General features: G+C 47.9%; 16 protein-coding genes. 2 read left to right on the top strand and 14 right to left on the bottom strand.

Translation table 11 applies throughout. The features are described from left to right. Window positions 1–19: 19 nt before the first annotated feature. From EL84_RS08625 to EL84_RS08610, 4 genes are all read right to left on the bottom strand, one after another. Window positions 20–751 (bottom strand): ABC transporter ATP-binding protein, encoded by a 732-nt coding sequence (locus tag EL84_RS08625; RefSeq protein WP_047841398.1) that lies wholly within the window; start codon window positions 749–751, stop codon window positions 20–22. Window positions 752–1,213: 462 nt separating this feature from the next. Further along, window positions 1,214–2,782, bottom strand: coding sequence for a hypothetical protein (locus EL84_RS08620; RefSeq protein WP_047841397.1), 1,569 nt, complete (start codon window positions 2,780–2,782; stop codon window positions 1,214–1,216). Window positions 2,783–2,831: 49 nt separating this feature from the next. Continuing rightward, the gene (locus tag EL84_RS08615; RefSeq protein WP_047841396.1) at window positions 2,832–4,181 is read right to left on the bottom strand and encodes a hypothetical protein; all 1,350 of its coding nucleotides are present in this window, start codon (window positions 4,179–4,181) and stop codon (window positions 2,832–2,834) included. A gap of 207 nt (window positions 4,182–4,388) precedes the next feature. Continuing rightward, a complete protein-coding gene (locus EL84_RS08610; protein ID WP_047841395.1) occupies window positions 4,389–5,720 on the bottom strand; it encodes an MFS transporter in 1,332 nt (443 codons plus the stop codon). Window positions 5,721–6,226: 506 nt separating this feature from the next. Between EL84_RS08610 and EL84_RS08605 the strand changes: the two genes are divergently transcribed. Beyond that, window positions 6,227–6,688, top strand: coding sequence for a MarR family winged helix-turn-helix transcriptional regulator (locus EL84_RS08605; RefSeq protein WP_017690799.1), 462 nt, complete (start codon window positions 6,227–6,229; stop codon window positions 6,686–6,688). A gap of 460 nt (window positions 6,689–7,148) precedes the next feature. On the opposite strand, the gene EL84_RS08600 is transcribed toward EL84_RS08605, so the two are convergent. The 3 genes from EL84_RS08600 to EL84_RS08590 form a co-directional block, all read right to left on the bottom strand. Then, the gene (locus EL84_RS08600; protein WP_026081308.1) at window positions 7,149–8,654 is read right to left on the bottom strand and encodes an MDR family MFS transporter; all 1,506 of its coding nucleotides are present in this window, start codon (window positions 8,652–8,654) and stop codon (window positions 7,149–7,151) included. A gap of 272 nt (window positions 8,655–8,926) precedes the next feature. After that, a complete protein-coding gene (locus EL84_RS08595) occupies window positions 8,927–9,499 on the bottom strand; it encodes a GNAT family N-acetyltransferase (RefSeq protein ID WP_047841394.1) in 573 nt (190 codons plus the stop codon). A 199-nt stretch (window positions 9,500–9,698) separates the two neighbouring features. After that, complete coding sequence (locus tag EL84_RS08590; protein WP_036614170.1) at window positions 9,699–9,995, bottom strand: hypothetical protein; 297 nt, start codon at window positions 9,993–9,995, stop codon at window positions 9,699–9,701. Between the two features lie 185 nt (window positions 9,996–10,180). On the opposite strand from EL84_RS08590, the gene EL84_RS08585 reads away from it, so the two are divergent. Continuing rightward, entirely contained in the window at window positions 10,181–10,678 is a 498-nt protein-coding gene (locus EL84_RS08585) for a GAF domain-containing protein (RefSeq protein ID WP_047841393.1), read from the top strand. A gap of 151 nt (window positions 10,679–10,829) precedes the next feature. On the opposite strand, the gene EL84_RS08580 is transcribed toward EL84_RS08585, so the two are convergent. The 7 genes from EL84_RS08580 to EL84_RS08550 all read right to left on the bottom strand — a co-directional run bounded on the left by EL84_RS08580 (window position 10,830) and on the right by EL84_RS08550 (window position 19,101). Further along, window positions 10,830–11,642, bottom strand: a complete 813-nt coding sequence (locus EL84_RS08580; protein ID WP_047841392.1) for a MerR family transcriptional regulator — start codon at window positions 11,640–11,642, stop codon at window positions 10,830–10,832. 369 nt (window positions 11,643–12,011) lie between these two features. Beyond that, the gene (locus tag EL84_RS08575; RefSeq protein ID WP_047841391.1) at window positions 12,012–13,436 is read right to left on the bottom strand and encodes an aldehyde dehydrogenase family protein; all 1,425 of its coding nucleotides are present in this window, start codon (window positions 13,434–13,436) and stop codon (window positions 12,012–12,014) included. A 233-nt stretch (window positions 13,437–13,669) separates the two neighbouring features. Next, window positions 13,670–14,092: a universal stress protein gene (locus EL84_RS08570; RefSeq protein ID WP_047841390.1), complete on the bottom strand. Its 423-nt coding sequence runs from the start codon at window positions 14,090–14,092 to the stop codon at window positions 13,670–13,672. 18 nt (window positions 14,093–14,110) lie between these two features. After that, entirely contained in the window at window positions 14,111–15,331 is a 1,221-nt protein-coding gene (locus EL84_RS08565; protein WP_047841389.1) for an MFS transporter, read from the bottom strand. Window positions 15,332–15,561: 230 nt separating this feature from the next. Beyond that, window positions 15,562–16,014 (bottom strand): MerR family transcriptional regulator, encoded by a 453-nt coding sequence (locus EL84_RS08560; RefSeq protein WP_047841388.1) that lies wholly within the window; start codon window positions 16,012–16,014, stop codon window positions 15,562–15,564. A 191-nt stretch (window positions 16,015–16,205) separates the two neighbouring features. Then, window positions 16,206–16,562 (bottom strand): SdpI family protein, encoded by a 357-nt coding sequence (locus EL84_RS30765; protein WP_161799411.1) that lies wholly within the window; start codon window positions 16,560–16,562, stop codon window positions 16,206–16,208. Between the two features lie 205 nt (window positions 16,563–16,767). Next, window positions 16,768–19,101 carry a heavy metal translocating P-type ATPase gene (locus EL84_RS08550; RefSeq protein ID WP_047841387.1) on the bottom strand — a complete coding sequence of 778 codons (2,334 nt, stop codon included), beginning with the start codon at window positions 19,099–19,101 and terminating at the stop codon, window positions 16,768–16,770. Window positions 19,102–19,162: the final 61 nt, after the last annotated feature.

The following is a 19,162-nucleotide window of genomic DNA, read 5'->3' as shown; positions in this document are numbered from 1 at the left end:
TCTCTCACCCTCTCTCTATCTAAGACGTCAGTACATCGAAACAGTCAAACAAAGAGGCTTCCGGCAATTCTGCCGCTTCACGGATCTCATCCAATGTTCCCTCGGCAGCAGATCTGCCCGAAGCAATCAGAATAAACCGGTCGCAGATTCGTTCAGCGGTATCCAGTACATGCGTAGACATAAGCACACCCGCGCCGCGGCGACGTTCATCATCAAGTAATTTTAGAAAATCCTTGGTTGCACGAGGGTCCAGTCCGATGAACGGCTCGTCCACAATATAGATATCCGGTGAAGACAGAAATCCGATCATCAGCATCATTTTCTGCCGCATGCCCTTTGAGAAACTGGCTGGAAGATCATTCCGAACATGGTCCATACCGAAACGAACCAACAGTTCCTCCGCTCGGGCAACAAAAGCTTCTTCCTCCATTTCATACGCCGCTGCCGCCAGATCAAGATGTTCCCATAGGGTCATATATTCATAAAAAACCGGTTGCTCCGGGATATAGGCATAACGACCATCTCCCCCAATCGTCACTTCATAGTTCGCATGTTCCAGCAGACCAAGAAGCGTTTTGATTGTGGTACTTTTGCCCGCACCATTGGGTCCGATAATACCTACCAATTCTCCTCGCGCCACATTCATCCGAATATTGCGTATGATCGATTGTCCCGGCTCGTATCCTGCCTCTGTAATATGTACGTCCAATATGGACTCCTGTACTTCCGTACTGTTATATTCCGTTCCCATATCATTCACTCCCTGTTCTGATCAGGCGTTTATTTCATTCTTTATGTTTTATTGTAATCGAGTTGCGGGCTGTGTGTTTGATCATTTTGAGCATTTCTATATAGATGGGTAGGCTTCGTTACCAAAAGCTGATGATTGTGCTCTTACAACAGCAGATTCAAGCAGACCAGAATCTTTAACTCCAATCTGCTCTCCAGGACTGTAACGCTTAATCATAGCGTCGTTGATCGCAATAACCTCTTGAATACTCAATACCGGGTCATACTCACCTATCCTTGAGACCTTTCAAGGTTGATCATAATCACCCATCACATCAGCCAATGTATCCATAAAATCACTACTAATTCCGTTAGGCAAATTAACTTTTGCAGACTTTTTAATAATAATCTCCCCATTTTTATAATAAAAAGAAGCAGGGGTTCCGGAGCCCCTGCTTCTTCATATTACAGTGAAAATCTCATATTACCGATTTGTCTCCACCACAGATGTAGTTTCACTCTCTGCATCCGCATCCGCATCCACGTTCAGATCCAGATCCAGTGCTCCGCGGCTTTCATTCGCATAGCTGCTGTTGTCGTGACGCTCGCTGTCTTTCACGTTGCTGTTGCGTTCAGATTGAGTCCATGTTGCACTCTCTCCCTCCGCTTTCGCGTTCAGACCCAGATCCAGTGTGCCACGGCTTTTTTCGCTCGCATAGCTACTGTTCACATTACGCTCACGGTCATTCACGCTGTTGCTGCGTTCGGATTGAGTCCATGTTGCACTCTCTCCTTCGGCATTCACGTCCAGACCGAGATCCAGCGCTCCACGGCTTTCGCTCGCAGTGCTACTGTTTACGTTACGCTCGCTGTCTTTCACGCTGTTGTTGCGTTCGGATTGAGTCATCGTTGCACCCTCTCCTTCTGCATTCGCGTTCAGACCGAGATCCACTGCGCCGCGGCTTTCGCTCGCATAGCTACTGTTGTCGTTACGCTCGCTGTCTTTCACGCTGTTGTTGCGTTCAGATTGAGCCATCGTTGCACTCTCTCCTTCTGCTTTCGCGTTCAGACCCAGATCCAATGCGCCGCGGCTGTCGCTCGCATAGCTACTGTTCGTGTTACGCTCACGGTCATTCACGCTGTTGTTGCGTTCAGTTTGAGCTACTGTAGCACTCTCACCTTCAGCTTTCGCGTTCAGACCCAGATCCAGTGCTCCACGGCTTTCGCTCGCATAGCTACTGTTCGTGTTACGCTCGCCGTCTTTCACGCTGTTAGTGCGTTCAGATTGAGCCGTCGTTGCACTCTCTCCTTCTGCTTTTGCGTTCAGACCCAGATCCAGTGCGCCACGGCTTTCGCTCGCATAGCTGCTGTTCGTGTTACGCTCGCCGTCTTTCACGCTGTTAGTGCGTTCAGATTGAGCCATCGTTGCACTCTCTCCTTCTGCTTTTGCGTTCAGACCTAGATCCAGTGCTCCACGGCTTTCGCTCGCATAGCTGCTGTTCACATTACGCTCGCCGTCTTTCACGCTGTTATTGCGTTCGGATTGAGTCATCGTTGCACTCTCACCTTCGGCATTCACGTTCAGACCAAGACCCAGTGCTCCACGGCTTTCACTCGCGTAGCTGGTGTTCACGTTCCGATCATCGCCGCCTCGTGAATAGTCGCTCATCGTTGTACCTTCTCCCGACACATTGGCATTCAGGCCAAGGCCCAGCGTGCCAGAACTGTTACGCTCAGCAGTGTGATTGGAAGAACGATCATTGTATCGGTTCATACTCTCGGAAGATAAGCCGGCGTTAAGGCCAAGATCCAGATTCAATGCTCCAGTTGTACTGGATGAACCTCCGTAGCTACCATTGTTCCCGTGACCTGTGTCACGGTGTCCTGACAGAAGAGATCCCAACTCCAGACGCAAACCTGCATTCAGATCCAGATTACCACTGCTGTTATTGCTATAGCTATCTGCGTAAGTTGCCTGCGAAGCTCCCAGCAATCCAGCCACCAACGTACCCGACAATACCGACAATTTTACCCAACGACTCACTTTTTTCATGATTATATACACTCCTTCTCAATTTTGGTTGAATTAACGCCATTGTTGCCTATGAGAAAGAGGTATATTGCGGCGGCCGCCCAGGCGGTGCCTGTGACCATTGACTGAACCCATCGAGCCGTTCCATTCGGAAAGCAAAATCGTAATCTGGCGTAACCAGACCCGTTGCTGCTCCCGGAAGTGCAGCGGCTGGAGCGGTTGCTCCACCTCCAGTTACACCGGACGAACCGGAGCTTGTCCCTGCGGAAACATTAGCTGCTCCGGGAGAAGTTGCTGCAACAGACCAACTGGTTGGTCGTTCTGTGCGAGGCTGCAATGGAGATGTTGCATCGACATCATCTTGTTTCAGATTGGCTTCCTGGTTACTCTGCACTTGTTCAGTGACAGCTGGTTTAGCAGCTGTCTGATCTACGAGGAATAACTCATTATCGGGAAAACCTGCATTAACATCGGAATCCTGCGTCAGATCGGTTCCTTCCATAGGCAATGCCTGCGGGACAACAGGTTGTTCTGGACGTACTACTGGTTCCGGGGTGACCTCCATCACTTTACCCGTAACCTGTATTGCGTCCTGTCCTTCCTCGTTGTTCTGAGATGAGACAGGATTTGCGAGCGCACTCGTATTGGAAGTTTCAACATTCGGTGTTTTGACGAGCGTCGGCTTTTCCGGAGTGACTACAGGCGGTTTCGGCTTCACACTTGGAATCTCCACCTTTTCCTGATCAGGATTGAGTTCAGCGGATACGTCTACAACTGGAACTTCTGCTTTCACAGAAGGCAGCTGGACATTTCCCTTACTCAGATCCACACGGGATGAAGAGATATTGACCGAAGTAACTTCAGGTACATCCACCTTCACGGAAGGTAATTCAACCTTACCCTGCCGAAGGTCTGTTTTCACAGCAGACGTCTCTGCCTTGATCACCTCGGGTACCTCTGCGGTAACGCCAGGCAAGGAAGCTGTACCATCGTTCAGGTTCACCTGACTGCTTGATACATCGGCTTTGATCACCGGTGTATCCGCCTGTACAGACGGCAGTTCGACGGTTCCCTTCTTCGCATCAATCCCAATCTCTGATGTTCCGGCCGATCCAAGCGGTGTATCTACTTTCAGCTCAGATACACTCAGCTTACCTGTCGATTCATTCGCTTTGATCGATGGAACTTCAACATCCAGCAGTGGTGTGGATACCGATACTGACGGAGTCAGGTTCAACCCGCCATCCGAATCACGTGAAAACAAACTGAGCGACAATCCGCTGGAAGGTTTTTCAGAAGATACCTGAGCCTCGTCTGCGTATACATGTGACGATCCAAACCCCAGCATCAAAGTCCCGGCAAGTATTGCCAGTGGTATGCTTCCAAGACGCACAATCGATTTTGGTAACTTTACATTCAAGTTGCTTCACCCCCTTTCCGCTAATGCGTTGGTGGGACAAGTCATATAAGTTTTCCCCTAGGAATAATTAGAATACAGGGATTTCTGCCTGTTCCTCATTAAACGTGAAGGCGTTTACTCAAACGCTTTCCGATCATAAACTTAAAAGTTGAAGTAAATTCAAATCTTCATTTTAACTGTTCTAACCTGAGCAGATCCGGCCTGTTTTCAGTCGCCTGCAATCATGGTCTTGGCTTCAATGGAGCCATTCAGCTCGGCTTTTTCCCCGCTACGTTTCATCAAATAAATCAAACCAAGCAGGGTCAGCAAAATGCCTGAACAGACAAAAGCCGGCACTACACCAAATGAGGTGACCATAAATCCGCCTACCACCGGGCCCATAATATTACTGGCTGTCATCACGCTGCCTACCGTTCCAAACACCCTGCCTGTCATCGCCTCAGGTGTCTGTTCCTGCAACAGGATCTGAAAGGGGACAATTGCAAACCCAATTCCGACACCTGCCAGGGCAAAGAGGGATACTAACAACAGATTGGCACCTAGCCCGGCGTGCGGCCAAATCCCAACAATAACTCCGGCTCCGCCGATAACCAGACCCATGAGTGTGGTACCCAGACCCATTTTCAAAACATGCCCTGCATGCTTCCACTTCCGTACACTCATCGCTGCAATTAATGTACCTGCGCCACTTGCTGCCACGCACCATCCCAGCAGATCAGTTGAAATTCCGGGAAGTTGTCTGAATAACACCACAGTCTGTGAATCGGCAAATTGCAGAAAAAGTATGGCTGAAGCAAGCAAGATCAGAGACGTTCCTACATGAGGGAGAGATGCGAGCATGCGGATACCCTCCAGTGTTTCTTTCCAAAAAGAGCCTTTTGAGCGGTTGCGAACATCCCCAGCTGGCTCTTCCTCTACTTCTGTTACGTTATGAATTGCGGTTTGGATCACCCGAGTTCCAGGAATCCACAATAAAATGATGCCGGAGATCAGAAAAGAAGCTGAATCGAGAACAAAACACCAGGTAATGCCAAAAGCGGCTACCAGCAGTCCACCAAGCGCTGGACCAATAATTTTGGACATCTGTTCGATCACCGAGCTGATGGATACAGCTTGGGCAAGCTGTTCGCGAGGTACAATTTCCTTCAGCTTTCCGTTTTTGGCCGGAGAGAAGATTACATCAAACAGGGATTTGAGGACAAGCAGTATGTAGACGTGCCAGATCTGGTCAGCAAAAATTAACGCACCCACGATGATGATCCGTGCACCATCGGCTAAAATCATCAGCCATTTTCGGTTCAGGCGATCTGCAAGCGTGCCTGCGAATGGCCCTGTCAACAGAATGGGTAGTGCTGCGGAAAGTGTGACAAATGTAATCTCCCAAGGCGTTGCATTCCAGCGGATACCCACGAGGGTCAGAATTGCGAGCAGATGCAGCCAATCACCCAGATTGGAAATGGCCTGTGCCACCATCAATGTTACAAAAGATCGGTTATTCTTCAGCGGTCGTTGTCCTTCAAACGTTAAATCACTTGTCATCCTTCTTCTCCTCCATTATCTTCCAATTCATAGTATGAACTCATTATATAGAGCAGCCCTTGACTCGACCTCCTGCCAGAGGCGGAGAAAAAGCGACATCTGAAGGATGATTTTTCAGCATGATGAATGATCAAATTTTAAATGCTAAAAATGCAAATCTTGTGACATATCGCATGTTTTTCGTAGAAATAGAAGTTTACAATTGAACCATGGCGACAACCTGAATCGTCAAACATAACTAACCAACTCATATAAGTTGAAATACTCTTTTACATGAACAGCATAACGGAGAGGACAGAAATAACCTGAAAAAGCGAAGCGTTCACCTAAAAGCTTTCTGAAAGAAAGCTCCATCGGAAGCATACGCTATCACCGGATTTTACCTTTGAAGAATATTTCAAAAAATCTGGGGATAGCAGTGATTGGAAGGTTATTCTGTCCTCGTAGTGGTAGGTTGTAACTTTATCATTTCAACTTATAAACTAATCTGAAAAGGCGGGATCAGCATGCTGGAATTACAAGAAATCGGAACCGAACGTTCACTTCATCTGTACCGCACCTTGGCCCAGACATTCAAGAGCGTGAATGAACACGCTGTATCCGGAAGCAAAGTGCATGGCTTCAACCCCACCGCATACGGGGTGCTCGAAGTGTTATATATGAAAGGAGCTCAGCCGATTCAACAGGTTGGCGCACAACTTCTGCTGCAAAGTGGTAATGTGACCTATGTGATCGATAAGCTGGAGCAAAAAGGATTGTTACACCGCAAACATTGTCCGCAGGACAGACGTATCATCTTTGTGGAACTGACCGAAGAAGGACAGCGCACCATGGATGACATCTATCCAGGCTATGCGTTGAAGATTGATCGGGCGGTAAGTGGACTAAGTGAGGAAGACAAGGAATTGCTGTCTGAACTCTTGGGAAGGCTTGCACATTCCGCAGACCGTTTATCAGCGAGCAGCTAGAGCGTATCTTTAAACCTGTCGAACGCGGGAGCGTAACTGAATGTTCTGGAGCAGATATGGAGCGGGAGCGCTAACGCTAGCGAACCTGTGACGTCTTATTCAGGGGTTTGAAGCGCTCGCAGCATATTAAGGAATCTGACACACGCTATCTTTGAATAAACAGCCGTTTACAACGTGTTTTTCAGGTTATTTCGGGAAATAACGTGTCTCATGTTCCTTACAATTTAGAAAGAGGAGCAGAAGGTCAAATAAGACGTCCTCAGTTCCTTAGAAATTCGTCTGGACAATTCACCAGGATCAGCCAGCCTGTACTTCAAAATGCTTTAGACCCGGATATCTCACTAACGTATCACTTGCCTGAGTTTGAAGATACACTCTAGTCCACTGCACATGTGCCAACAAAAATAACCGGATTTGCCTGACATCGGCGAATCCGGTTTTTCGTATACATATCTTCTTTTTACTTTGAGCCTTGTGGCTGCGGTGGAGCATCTGCATCTTCGGGTACAATTAAACGTTTGCGTAAAGCAAGCGTCGTTACCCACGAGACCAGTGCAATGACAAACATAATCACAAACAGGGAATGCAAGCTTCCTTCCAGCACGTTACGCAGCAGCGCCCATTTGTCATCTGATAGGGCAGCATCCGTATGTGGTGCGAGCAGTTCGTTCAGATCACTCTCCGAAATTCCCGCCTCCGCCAGATTCTGTTCACTGGATAACGTGGAGATCCGATAGTTCAACCAAGTGCCAAAAGCCGCTGCACCAATCGTCTGTCCCAACGTACGCATGAACGTGTGCAATGCCGTAGAGGAGCCACGCTCCTTATATCCTACAGAAGACTGCGCAATAATGGTGAAGATCGTAAAAGCAAAACCGAAACCAAGACCATAAATAAAGGTCAATATAAAGAGCACAGCCTGCGGGGATGTCCCGCCAACCAGAAAGAGTCCACCCGATCCAATCGCAATACCGGTTAACCCAATCAATGCGGTCATACGTGATCCAATTTTCATTAACAGACGGCCTGCCATCACACTACCAATGAGCCAACCCACCGACATCGGTGCGAGCAACAGCCCGGATTCCGTCGCATTACCTCCCCGAACCCCCTGCACCCAGAGCGGCAAATAACTGGTCAGGCCGATCATCAAAGTACTGGTCAGCAGTCCAGCGATATTCGCCACACGGATGTCCCGAATTCGGAACAGATGTAGTGGAACCATTGGAGCCTGAGCTCTTTTTTCCACCACGAAAAATAAAATGATAAACAGAGCGGCGACCACACTCAGCACAACAATTAACGGAGAACTCCAGGCATAATATTGCCCACCCGCCGACAGGACAAATAACAATGCGGTAATGCCCACCGTGAAGGTCAGCGCACCGACATAATCAATTTTAGCTGTACGCGGAGAGATATCTTCCTTCAGATAACGAAATACAAACCACATTGCAAGCAGACCAAACGGCACATTAAAACCAAAGATCCACTGCCAGCCGAGATTATCTACAAAATAACCACCAAGCAGCGGTCCAGCCAGAGAGGAAATACCCCACACGGAGCTAATCCAACCCTGGATTTTGCCACGTTCTTCAATGGCGTAGATGTCCCCAATAATCGTAAATGTAACAGGAACTACCGCACCCGCACCAATCCCTTGAATAGCACGGAAAATAATCAATTGCTCCATGTTCTGCGACAGACAGCACAAGAGTGAACCCAGTAAAAATAACGCACAGCCAATCAGAAATACAGGCTTTCGTCCATACAAGTCACTGATTTTACCGAAAATGGGCGTACTCACAGCCATCGTCAACAGGTATGCGGTGAAAATCCAGCTCAGCAGCTGTACACTCCCCAGTTCACTGACAATGGTCGGCCCTGCCGGACCAATTACGGTGCCTTCAATCGCTGACAAAAATGTCGCGAGCAACAGCCCCGTCAAGATGAAACTGCGCTTCAAACCTCCAGTTGCATTCACACAAACCCTTCTCTCTTCATTCTCTATATAATTGGTACGTTAATTTACACCTCTACTACGAACCAGAACAAGCTTCCAATCGCTGTTATCCCCAGATTTTTTCTTCTCCTCTCTAAAGGAGAAATCCGGTGATAGCGTATGCTTCCGATGTAGCTTTCTTTCAGAAAGCTTTAAAGGCGATCGCTTCGCTTCTCCAGCTTTGTTCTGTTTCTTCGTTTACGTGTAAATTTAAAAGCAATTATATATTGTCTCTTTTACTTACCTCGCTTGCGAAGGAACTCATCATACAACATGGAATACATCACCATATCCTTGTATCCGGTGGACGTATGTTGCACCTGTCGCAGCAACCCTTCTCGTGTGAAACCGCGGTTTGTCAGGAAATCGCCGGACGCCAGATTACGCGGATCAACCAGCGCTTCAATTCGATTAAGACCCATGGTCTCATATCCAAAGGGCAGCAATGCAGAGAATGCCTCCGTCATATAACCGTGGCGCCAATAATCACGTCCCAGCTCATAACCGATCTCACCCCGGAAGGCGCCTTCAAGCTGCCATGTGTTAAAGCCACAGCTACCGATGAGCTTGCCTGTTTCTTTGAGTTCGATCCCCCAGCGGATCGCATCCTCTTCTCCTGCCATTTGGTTGAGCAGTCCAATCATGTCCGCCGCTTCGCTTGTCCCAATCATGGGTGCAAGATTCATGTAACGGGTCACCTCGCGATCTGACCAGCATGCGAACATCTGGGCCGCATCCCGGCGACGCATTTTACGCAGACGAAGCCGCGCAGTCTCCATTTCGGGAATTCTTCCTTTGCATTTATACATATAAAGACACTCCGATCCGATCTATCTCCGCAGACCATAATATTCACTAGTCATCTAATCATAACCTGCGCCGAATGGCAACTGTTCAGTCATGCACATACGTCAAAAAACCGGGCCAATTTCGCTCCCGGTCTTGTTGTACGTATGGATCCATTCAAGTTTGAGTGAATTATGGAATCATGGCTTGTCCAAATGAATTTTAAGCTTTGGACGTTTTCTTGCCCTTCCCCAGTAATTCATCGCTAACCCGGCCAAACACAGCCGTGATTTCCTTGAATTCTTCGATGCCAGTCCCGGTCAGGCTCCATTGGTCCCCGTGGGCGGTCAGGAAGTTCTCCTGTGTCAGGTGTTCAAGCTCCTGCTTGATCTCCCGCTCTCCAACGCGATATCCCCGTTCTTCCAATAGGGGCAGTGCCTCGCTAACGTTCAAATCCTGATTTTGCGCGAAATATAGTAGATGAATCCGTACAAAAAGATTCTGTACCTCTGCATGCATAAGCCAAGCTCCTTCCCGGGTTATAGCCCTCCGTGGTTGCTAAGTAATTACCCCACGTAAGAAGCTGAGAAACAGGAGGATTCTTCAGGTATTCCCTTCCCTTTCCGAAATCCTCCGCTTGACTAACCGCATCCTCTGCACTATCTTGAAAATAAGTACCATTTTGCTCGGGAGGGTGATTTACCATGTTTCAAGCTGTTTCTTATGAAGGAACACAAAGTGAGCAGCACACCGCCGTCCTGGGACAGTTAAGTGCTCTGATCCGCGATGAACCTAGTGCGATTGCCAATCTGGCCAACGCTGCTGCGCTGCTCAATGTATTTATGACCGACACCAATTGGGTCGGCTTCTATCTGTATGATGGAAAAGAACTGGTCCTCGGGCCATTCCAAGGACTGCCTGCCTGTATCCGAATTCCATTGGGACGTGGTGTATGCGGCACATCTGCTGCGGAAAAACGTACCCTGGTCGTTGATGATGTTCATGCCTTCCCAGGCCACATTGCCTGCGATGCAGCATCGAACAGTGAGATTGTCGTACCGATTATCAAAAACGGCGAGCTGTACGGGGTGCTGGATATCGACAGCCCGATCAAAAACCGTTTTGACGACGAAGACCGCGTCTTCCTGGAGAAAGCCGTAAGCCTGCTCACAGAGCAGTTGGAGGCAACCATACCCCTTTAGGAAATGATGAATAAGGTGATCGGAATCTCATCACACACGATGATGAAGAATCCGTAATAACAAAGAGCGCAGTCCTCTCAGAGGTCTGCGCTCTTTGTTATCCATTATGATTCACACCCATGTTCTTGCTCGCCCATGTTACTTTATGCATCTAGGATAAATCATGTTCCGCTTTAATCATCATCCCATCCCGCAGGAATTCAGCCAGCCTCGGGTGGTAACCATCATACATCTGACGGAAATTTTTATGCTCTACATACAGATTGGCCAAATCCCGATAGATCTCAGCGGTGGGTGTATAATAACCTTTGATCCATTCAAGATGCCTGCCAATAATCTGTTGTACTTTTGCACTACCGGGCTCCAATCCGTCCTCAATGGCCTGTTGCAAGTCCAGATGAACTTGATCAATTTTCGCCTGGGAATCCAGATAATCTTCTTTTGACTTCAACTCCTGATTTTCAGGTAATGTGGATGAATTGGAAGATTGGATGTCGGACCTCTGAGCACCGTCTGTCTGCACATGGTTCATATCATTAGTGACTACAGGGTCAGAACCCGATTCATTCAGCAACTGGTGACGCCCCTTATTTACAAAACCGATATAAAGATCATGTTCATCAATTTCCTGTTCACCTTGCAAATGAGAGATCGTTTTGTCCAGTGTCTGAATCAATCCATGCAGACGGAGTGCCTTCTCCAGAATATCAATGCGATGTTGCTTCATGATGCGTATGACATCCTGAGGATTATCCCGGAGCATCGGGGCAATCTCATTCTCCTTCATACCTACTTCCTTACAGAAAAGGATTTGCTGGAGTCTCAACAATTCCTGCTTTTCATAATAGATGTCCTCATCTACATCCCCAAATGCCGGATTCAGAAGACCTGTCTCCGCATACTGGCTCAGTTCGTTCAGACTTACGCCTGACATTCCCGATACGTCAACCATGGAATATGCCATTTGAATACACCTCCTGCCTGTCCTGCAACTCCAGAGTTCAGGCTTAATTCATACTGCATTGTATTTGAATAATGAGAGAATATAAGACTTTCGGCAATGCTGTACCGCTTCATTCCGCTCGTGCTCTGGATGGGTACATCATGCTTCAGTGATATGAGCGGCGGTTGGTCAGTTATGTTGCGGTATGTTAACTATGTTATACCCGTCTCATCAGATGTGAACCCGCAGTCGGCGAAGAATCCGCATGTATTTTTGAAAACTTTTTCCATGATCTTCATATAAAAAAACCTGTGCCATTATTCTGGCACAGGCGTGTGTGGTTATGTTTTCATTGGCATACGGTATATTGAGTAAAATAATGGAAGATAATCACCCTTTGTTAAACATAACAAATTTCAATTCCGTCATTTCCTCTACAGCATATTTTACACCTTCACGTCCGATACCACTCTGTTTCACCCCACCATAGGGCATGTGATCCACTCGGAACGTCGGAATATCATTAATCATAACTCCGCCTGCTTCAATCTGATCGACAGCATGGAGGGCGGTATGGATATCGTTTGTAAATACGCCTGCCTGAAGCCCGTATATCGAATCGTTAACATGTTCAATACCCTCTTCAACGGAATCTACCGTATTGATCACAACGATGGGTGCAAACACTTCCTGACAGGATACCTTCGCATCACGCGGAACGTTAATCAGTACCGTTGGACGCAGAACGCCTCCTTCAGCTTGACCGCCTGCTGCCACTTCAGCCCCTGCCTGTTTGGCTTCTTCTATCCAGTCGAGTGTACGCTGTACATCCTTGGAGGTAATCAGCGCAGAAACCACCGTATCCGGGCTCAGTGGGTCTCCGACCACCACTTGTTTAGCCGCTTCAGCGAAACGCCGAATGAATTCATCCGAAATATCACGATGTACGTAAATCCGCTGTAGCGAGATACATACCTGTCCCTGATACGTGAAAGCTCCCGTCACACAGCGAGGAACCACTTTGTCCAGATCTGCGTCCTTATCCACAATCACCGCTGCATTCGACCCTAGCTCCAATGTCACGCGTTTTAGTCCTGCTTTGCTACGAATGCTCGTCCCTACCGCTGGACTGCCTGTAAACGTAATATGAGCAACACGGGGGTGCTCCACAAGCACATCACCAATCGTTTTGCCATCACCACTCACCACGTTCAGTGCACCATCCGGCAGTCCGGCTTCCTGAAGCAGATTAGCAATGTAATAGGAAGACAGAGGCGTCTGCTCCGCAGGTTTGAGAACAATCGTATTGCCCGCTGCCAGCGCTGGGCCTACCTTGTGGGCTACCAGATTCATTGGAAAATTAAACGGCGTAATCGCACCAATGACGCCTAGAGGCTGCCGCATCGTATAACCGATACGTCCTTCTCCACCTTTCGCTGCATCCATCGGAACCGTCTCTCCGGTCAGTCGCTTGGCTTCTTCAGCGGCAAAACGATACGTTTCCACCGTACGATCAACCTCAGCCAGTGCTGCCGTAATTGGCTTCGCCGCTTCAAGCGCTATGATTCGCGCTGCTTCTTCCTTGCGTTCTTCAAGCATGGAGGACAACTTGTACAGAATATCTGCACGCTGATGTGCAGGCATCTGGCGCATTGCCTTCCCAGCCTGAACGGCAGCTGCAACAGCAGCCTCCGCTTCCTCGGCTGAAGCCGAAGAGACTTCTGCCAGCGTTTCCCCGGAGTATGGTGCTTGAAGTGTTTTATAATCTACAGATTCGGTCGGTTGGCCACCGATAAACAGATGTTGTTTTTTCATATGCTGCATCCTCCATCCTTTTAGAGCCTATTGAACTTAAGAATATTACACTGCCACTTCGATGACAGAACAACCATAGTCTCATGTAAAAGTTCAGTTCAATTTATATAATCTATTTATACACTATTTCCGTGCCATCAACCCACTACGGTATTCGGCAATCATAGCTTGTAACGTACCTGATGAGCCATTGTGGCGATCTTGAGCTATTGCATTATAAAGGATTTCACAACCTATTTAACCGTCAGGACGGGGCATTCTGCATGTTTTAAAACCCCATGACTGACACTGCCCACGATCATCTCTGCGAGCATGCCTTTCCCGCCGGTACCCATCACAATCATTCCACAATCTCGTTCACGCGCCACACGGCAGATCTCATTAACGGGATCACCTGCAATCAACAGCGTTTCATACGCAACGTTCCGTCCAGACAACTGATTAGTCACCGGTTCTATAATATGTTGCCCTTCTTCGGCAATCCGAGCTTCCAGATCAACACCCAATGCAGGTTCATTGATAGAGATAGCTGGATTAACATGCACGATCAACAGACTTGGGGGTTGTTTCATATCTTCAGCCAGAATCAATGCTTGCTCCAAAGCTTTATGCGCATGATCCGAACCATCTACAGCAACCAATATACGTATCAGCATTGCAATTCCTCCTGTAAATTAGTGAGATGTAATGGCGGAATCGATATCCCGCAGATGATGACGGCGCACCAGCAATACCACGACACCAACCAGAACCATTAATGCACCAAAATAAAACGGCGTTTCCGGTAGGAACCACTCGGACAATTTACCTGCAAGCCATGGAGCAAGTGCACCACCCAGGAAACGAACAAAGCTGTATGCAGCAGAAGCAATAGAACGCTCCACAGGTGCAGCTTCCATAACAGCCGTTGTAATCAATGTGTTGTTAATTCCAAGGAAAATCCCCGCTACAATGACCGCCACAATAACGGTAGTTGGTGAACCCATCACCGTACCTACTGCCATAACAACCAGATCAATCGCGAACAATGTAAGCATGACACTCATGGACGGAACCGATCCGAATCGGCGTTGTAATCTTGGAGCTACAAATACCGACGTAATCGCCAGCATCAGTCCCCAGCCAAAGAATACATAACCCAGGCCGTGCTCATCCAGATTCATGACATATGGTGAATAAGCCATCAAGGTAAAGAAACCAAAGTTATACAGGAAGGCGGTAATCGCCAATGTTTTCAATGAAGGATAACTTAATGCTTTGAATGGATCGGACAAAGAACTGCGTGTTTTCGGTTTGGCCATCTTGGGCAACATAAATGTAATGCTTATAAAGGCAATCGCCATCAGAACAGCCACCCCATAGAACGGGCCACGCCAAGAGATGGAACCCAGCTCACCACCAAGCAGCGGTCCAACCGCAATCCCGAGACCAAGCGCTGCTTCGTACAAAATAATCGCTTTGGCTGTCCCCGACGTGGACAGTCCCACAATGGCAGATAACGCCGTTGCGATGAACAAGGCATTACCCAGTCCCCAACCGCCACGGTAACCAACCAGTGCACCTACCGTGTCTGAGGTACCGCCGAGGAACGAGAAGATAATAATCAACAATATACCGCTGAGCAGCGTCCACTTCACACCAATCCGGCTGGATACGACACCTGTAATCAGCATCGCTACCCCGGTTACAGCGTTATAACTGGTAAATAGTAGTGACACCTGGCTTTTCGAAGCATGCAGCTGATCTGCAATCGCGGGCAGGATCGGGTCAACCAGACCCAGACCCATAAAAGATATGATACATGCAAAAGCAACCGCCCATACCGCTCGCGGCTGGGATAACAGGCCCCCACGTGATGACGGCAATTCGTCCGGTAATGATGGCTCTCTTTTCATACGTAATTCCTCCTGTGAATAATTTATGTGGTGAAACTTTTCATTTGAAAATAACCGTGAAAAAAATGAAAATATTGCGTTCATTTTCATGAATAGAGGTAACAAAACGGCACAAATGACACCGAAACATCCGGTGTTTGTACAGGATCGCCACAGGTACTATGGTGCTCACTCCATGTAGCGATTATGTGTATACAGTTTTGTTTATTTGAAAATAGATACTAATTCGGTTAGCCGTCTTCATCACCCTGCGGATCATGTGCCTGTAACTTCTGAATACCGCTCCGAACGCGTTCACGCAGCTCTTCCAGTTCAGTCTGTACGGCAAGTATGCTCTGAAGTTTCTGCTCAATCAGTTGCAGCTGACCATCCAGCGTTGTTTCCATCGCGGTAAGCTTCTCGATCCGTTCTCTTACTTCGGTCGTCTGCTGGTAGTCAAAACGTTGTTCGTTCAAGGCATCTGCTGTTGCCACATAGGTATGTAACTCCTGAAGGGAGAATCCAAGTACCTCTTTGGCGCGAACCACCTTTTTCAGATAATCGATATCCTCCCGAGTGTACAACCGCGTACCGCCATCTGTCCGCTGAGGTGAAGGCATGACACCAATCTCTTCATAATACCGAATGGTTCGCTTGGTCAAACCACATTCCTTGGCTACGTCGTCGATTTTATATAAACTCATTTCACTCACCTCTTCCATATGTCTATAATGTTATGTACATAATTATATATATTATTAACGTTAACGTCAACGTTAGATTTTACACATAAAGTCTTACCGAGTTGAACATCGACTTCCATTCTCTATCTTCAACAAAAAAAGACCCGCTTCACACGCAGGTCTTCCTCTGTACACTATTCATTCAAATTACCTTAAACGTTCTGCTCATTCTGTTGCTGTTGAGCACGTTGCATTTGCTTCAACCGGCCTTCAACTCTGGTAAACAGTCTGAACGTATAGAACCCTGTAGCCACCAGACTCAGCACCAAAGCTCGTACATCTGTAAGCCAGAAACCGATAATGCCGAATATCGTGATAATCACACCAAATTGCATCATCAGATTGGCGCTATAACTTTGCGCTTCGTCCCATAACTCGGGATTACTCATTGCACGCGGGGTCCGATAACCATATATTCCGTTAATCATTTTCGGTGGTTTTTTGAACACCATGAACCCCAGAATGAAATAACACACTCCGATGATGATCCCTACTACTGCTCCTGCCAAAACGTTCTCCCCTTCACTGTTGTCTTCCATAGACCTGCTCACACTGACACTCCGATGACAGAATAACCTTCCGATGTAGCTTCGCTTCTTCAGGTTATTTCTGTCCTCTCCGTTCTCGTGTAAATGTCTAGTTAGACTTATCTACATAAAAATATAAAAACGGCTCTACGTATATACGAAGAGCCGCCTGGATCGTTTCGTAAACTTAGATATTCTTCACACGAAGTACACGCATGGCGTTCAGGACAGCTAGCACCGTGACACCGACATCCGAGAATACCGCTTCCCACATGGTAGCTATGCCAAACACACCGAGTAACAGGAAGATCGCTTTAACTCCCAGAGCAAACGCGATATTTTGCCACACAATCATTCGTGTACGCTTAGCAATGCGGATTGCACTCGCTAGTTTCGACGGTTCATCGGTCATGATGACCACATCTGCTGCTTCAATCGCGGCATCTGAACCAAGTCCACCCATGGCCACACCCACATCGGCGCGTGCCAGCACAGGTGTATCGTTGATACCGTCACCGACAAACACCATTTTCTCCTTCGGAGATTTGGCAGCTTCCAGTTGTTCCAGTCGCTCGACTTTATCCTGCGGCAACAATTCAGCGTAGACCTCATCCACACCCAGCTCACGTCCTACCGCTTCACCTACGGCTTTGGCATCACCTGTCAGCATGACCGTTTTGCGGATGCCGAGTTTCTTCAGCGCCTGAATGGCTGCGGCTGCGTCATCCTTCACTTCATCAGCAATAATTAGATGACCAACATACGTGCCAGCTTCAGCCACGTGGACTATCGTTCCGACCGTCTCTGGTGTGGTAAAGGATATACCCGCCTGCTCCATTAATTTGGCGTTGCCTGCCAGCACTTCCCGACCATCCACGCTCACCTTGATCCCATGTCCGGCAACTTCATCATAACCTTCCACACCTTGCGTAGGAATAGCTTTGGCCCAAGCTGCGAGAATGGATTCGGCAATCGGATGATTGGAATTCGCTTCAGCAATGGCTGCCAGCTTCATCAGTTCATCTTCCGAACGTCCACCTTCGGGACGAATGGCTGTTACTTTGAATACACCTTTGGTTAGTGTACCCGTTTTATCAAAAACAACAACCTTCACATCGTTCAACGCTTCAAGGTAGTTACTGCCTTTGACAAGAATCCCGTTACGTGAAGCCGCTCCGATACCACCAAAGAATCCAAGTGGAATAGAGACCACCAACGCACAAGGGCAAGAGATAACCAAGAAGACCAATGCACGATAGATCCAGTCAGCAAATGTTGCACCACTAAGTATCAACGGCGGAACAAATGCAATCACGGCTGCAAGGATAACAACAACCGGTGTGTAATAACGAGCAAATTTACTAATAAAATGTTCTGTTTTCGCTTTCCGACTGCTCGCGTTCTGCACTAGGTCCAAAATTTTGGATACCGTTGATTCACCAAACGTTTTGGTCACTTCAATCGTCAACATACCATTTTTGTTCACAAATCCACTCAGTACATCACTTCCGGGCTCCAGCTCACGAGGTACAGATTCCCCTGTCAGAGCAGAAGTGTCCACCATGGAACGCCCAATTCTTACGATACCGTCCAGCGGTACTCGCTCGCCCGCTTTCACTACAATTCGATCACCAATCCGTACGTCTTCTGGAGAAACCCGTCGGGTCTCGTCACCCGAACCCGTCAGGATATTCGCATAGTCCGGGCGAATGTCCATCAGTGACTGAATCGACTTACGTGACCGATTAACCGCCATGCCCTGAAACAGCTCCCCGAGCTGATAGAACAGCATAACCGCTACCCCTTCCGGATACTCTCCAATGGCAAAAGCACCCAAGGTAGCGACGGACATCAGGAAGTATTCATCGAACACCTGACCGCGGATGATGTTTTTGGATGCCTGGAGTACGATATCTCCCCCGGCAATCAGATAAGCAAGCGCATATAGAGTAAACTGTGCCCAGCCCTCCAGCGGCGACCAGATTGCGGCTGCGAGCAGCACAGAACCTGCAGCAAGACGAGCAAGCAACACTTTTGTCTGTCCTGCACCATGTTCATGCGAGTGGCCTGCATGGGCATCATCATGGGTATGGCTGTGATCATGCCCAGCATGACTCCCGTGCTCATGTGTATGACCATGTTGATGTTGATCATGAGTATGCGAGTGTTTCCCATGTGAATGTGAATGTCCATGATCATGTCCAGTATGGTCATGACTGTGGTTATGCGCACCACCTGCACTACCTGTATGGGTGTGCACATGTCCGTTCACGTGTTTTCCTTTTTCCGAAATGCGAATATGCGGCTCCAGCCGAAGCACTTTGCGCTTTGCTTCTTCCACTACCTGTTCATCCATATCGGAAGTGGTGTGTAACGATAATGTTTTGGTAACAAAATTGACAGAGCATTCGTTAATGCCCTTAATTTTTTTGACGCCATTCTCGATCTTTAATGCGCAGTTCGCACAATCCAGTCCATCAAGCAGCAGTTCCCTTTTCACCTGTTCCTGTCCGGTTCCCATGTGAATTCTCCCCTTTGCAGTACAAAAACGATGTTATATTTCAATTGTATTCAATATATGA

Origin of the sequence: Paenibacillus sp. VT-400, from assembly GCF_001029205.1 — a bacterium.
GTDB lineage: Bacteria > Bacillota > Bacilli > Paenibacillales > Paenibacillaceae > Paenibacillus > Paenibacillus amylolyticus.
Note: the sequence above shows the minus strand (reverse complement) of the source record. Positions and strands in the feature narration are given on the sequence as shown.

Bases quoted from the DNA above. Each gene is read 5' to 3' on its own strand.
- EL84_RS08550 (WP_047841387.1), bottom strand. From the start codon at position 19,101: ATGGGAACCGGACAGGAACAGGTGAAAAGGGAACTGCTGCTTGATGGA.
- EL84_RS08580 (WP_047841392.1), bottom strand. From the start codon at position 11,642: ATGGCATATTCCATGGTTGACGTATCGGGAATGTCAGGCGTAAGTCTG.
- EL84_RS08560 (WP_047841388.1), bottom strand. From the start codon at position 16,014: ATGAGTTTATATAAAATCGACGACGTAGCCAAGGAATGTGGTTTGACC.
- EL84_RS08570 (WP_047841390.1), bottom strand. From the start codon at position 14,092: ATGCTGATACGTATATTGGTTGCTGTAGATGGTTCGGATCATGCGCAT.
- EL84_RS08595 (WP_047841394.1), bottom strand. From the start codon at position 9,499: ATGTATAAATGCAAAGGAAGAATTCCCGAAATGGAGACTGCGCGGCTT.
- EL84_RS08620 (WP_047841397.1), bottom strand. From the start codon at position 2,782: ATGAAAAAAGTGAGTCGTTGGGTAAAATTGTCGGTATTGTCGGGTACG.
- EL84_RS08585 (WP_047841393.1), top strand. From the start codon at position 10,181: ATGTTTCAAGCTGTTTCTTATGAAGGAACACAAAGTGAGCAGCACACC.
- EL84_RS08625 (WP_047841398.1), bottom strand. From the start codon at position 751: ATGGGAACGGAATATAACAGTACGGAAGTACAGGAGTCCATATTGGAC.
- EL84_RS08575 (WP_047841391.1), bottom strand. From the start codon at position 13,436: ATGAAAAAACAACATCTGTTTATCGGTGGCCAACCGACCGAATCTGTA.
- EL84_RS08605 (WP_017690799.1), top strand. From the start codon at position 6,227: ATGCTGGAATTACAAGAAATCGGAACCGAACGTTCACTTCATCTGTAC.
- EL84_RS08610 (WP_047841395.1), bottom strand. From the start codon at position 5,720: ATGACAAGTGATTTAACGTTTGAAGGACAACGACCGCTGAAGAATAAC.
- EL84_RS08590 (WP_036614170.1), bottom strand. From the start codon at position 9,995: ATGCATGCAGAGGTACAGAATCTTTTTGTACGGATTCATCTACTATAT.
- EL84_RS08565 (WP_047841389.1), bottom strand. From the start codon at position 15,331: ATGAAAAGAGAGCCATCATTACCGGACGAATTGCCGTCATCACGTGGG.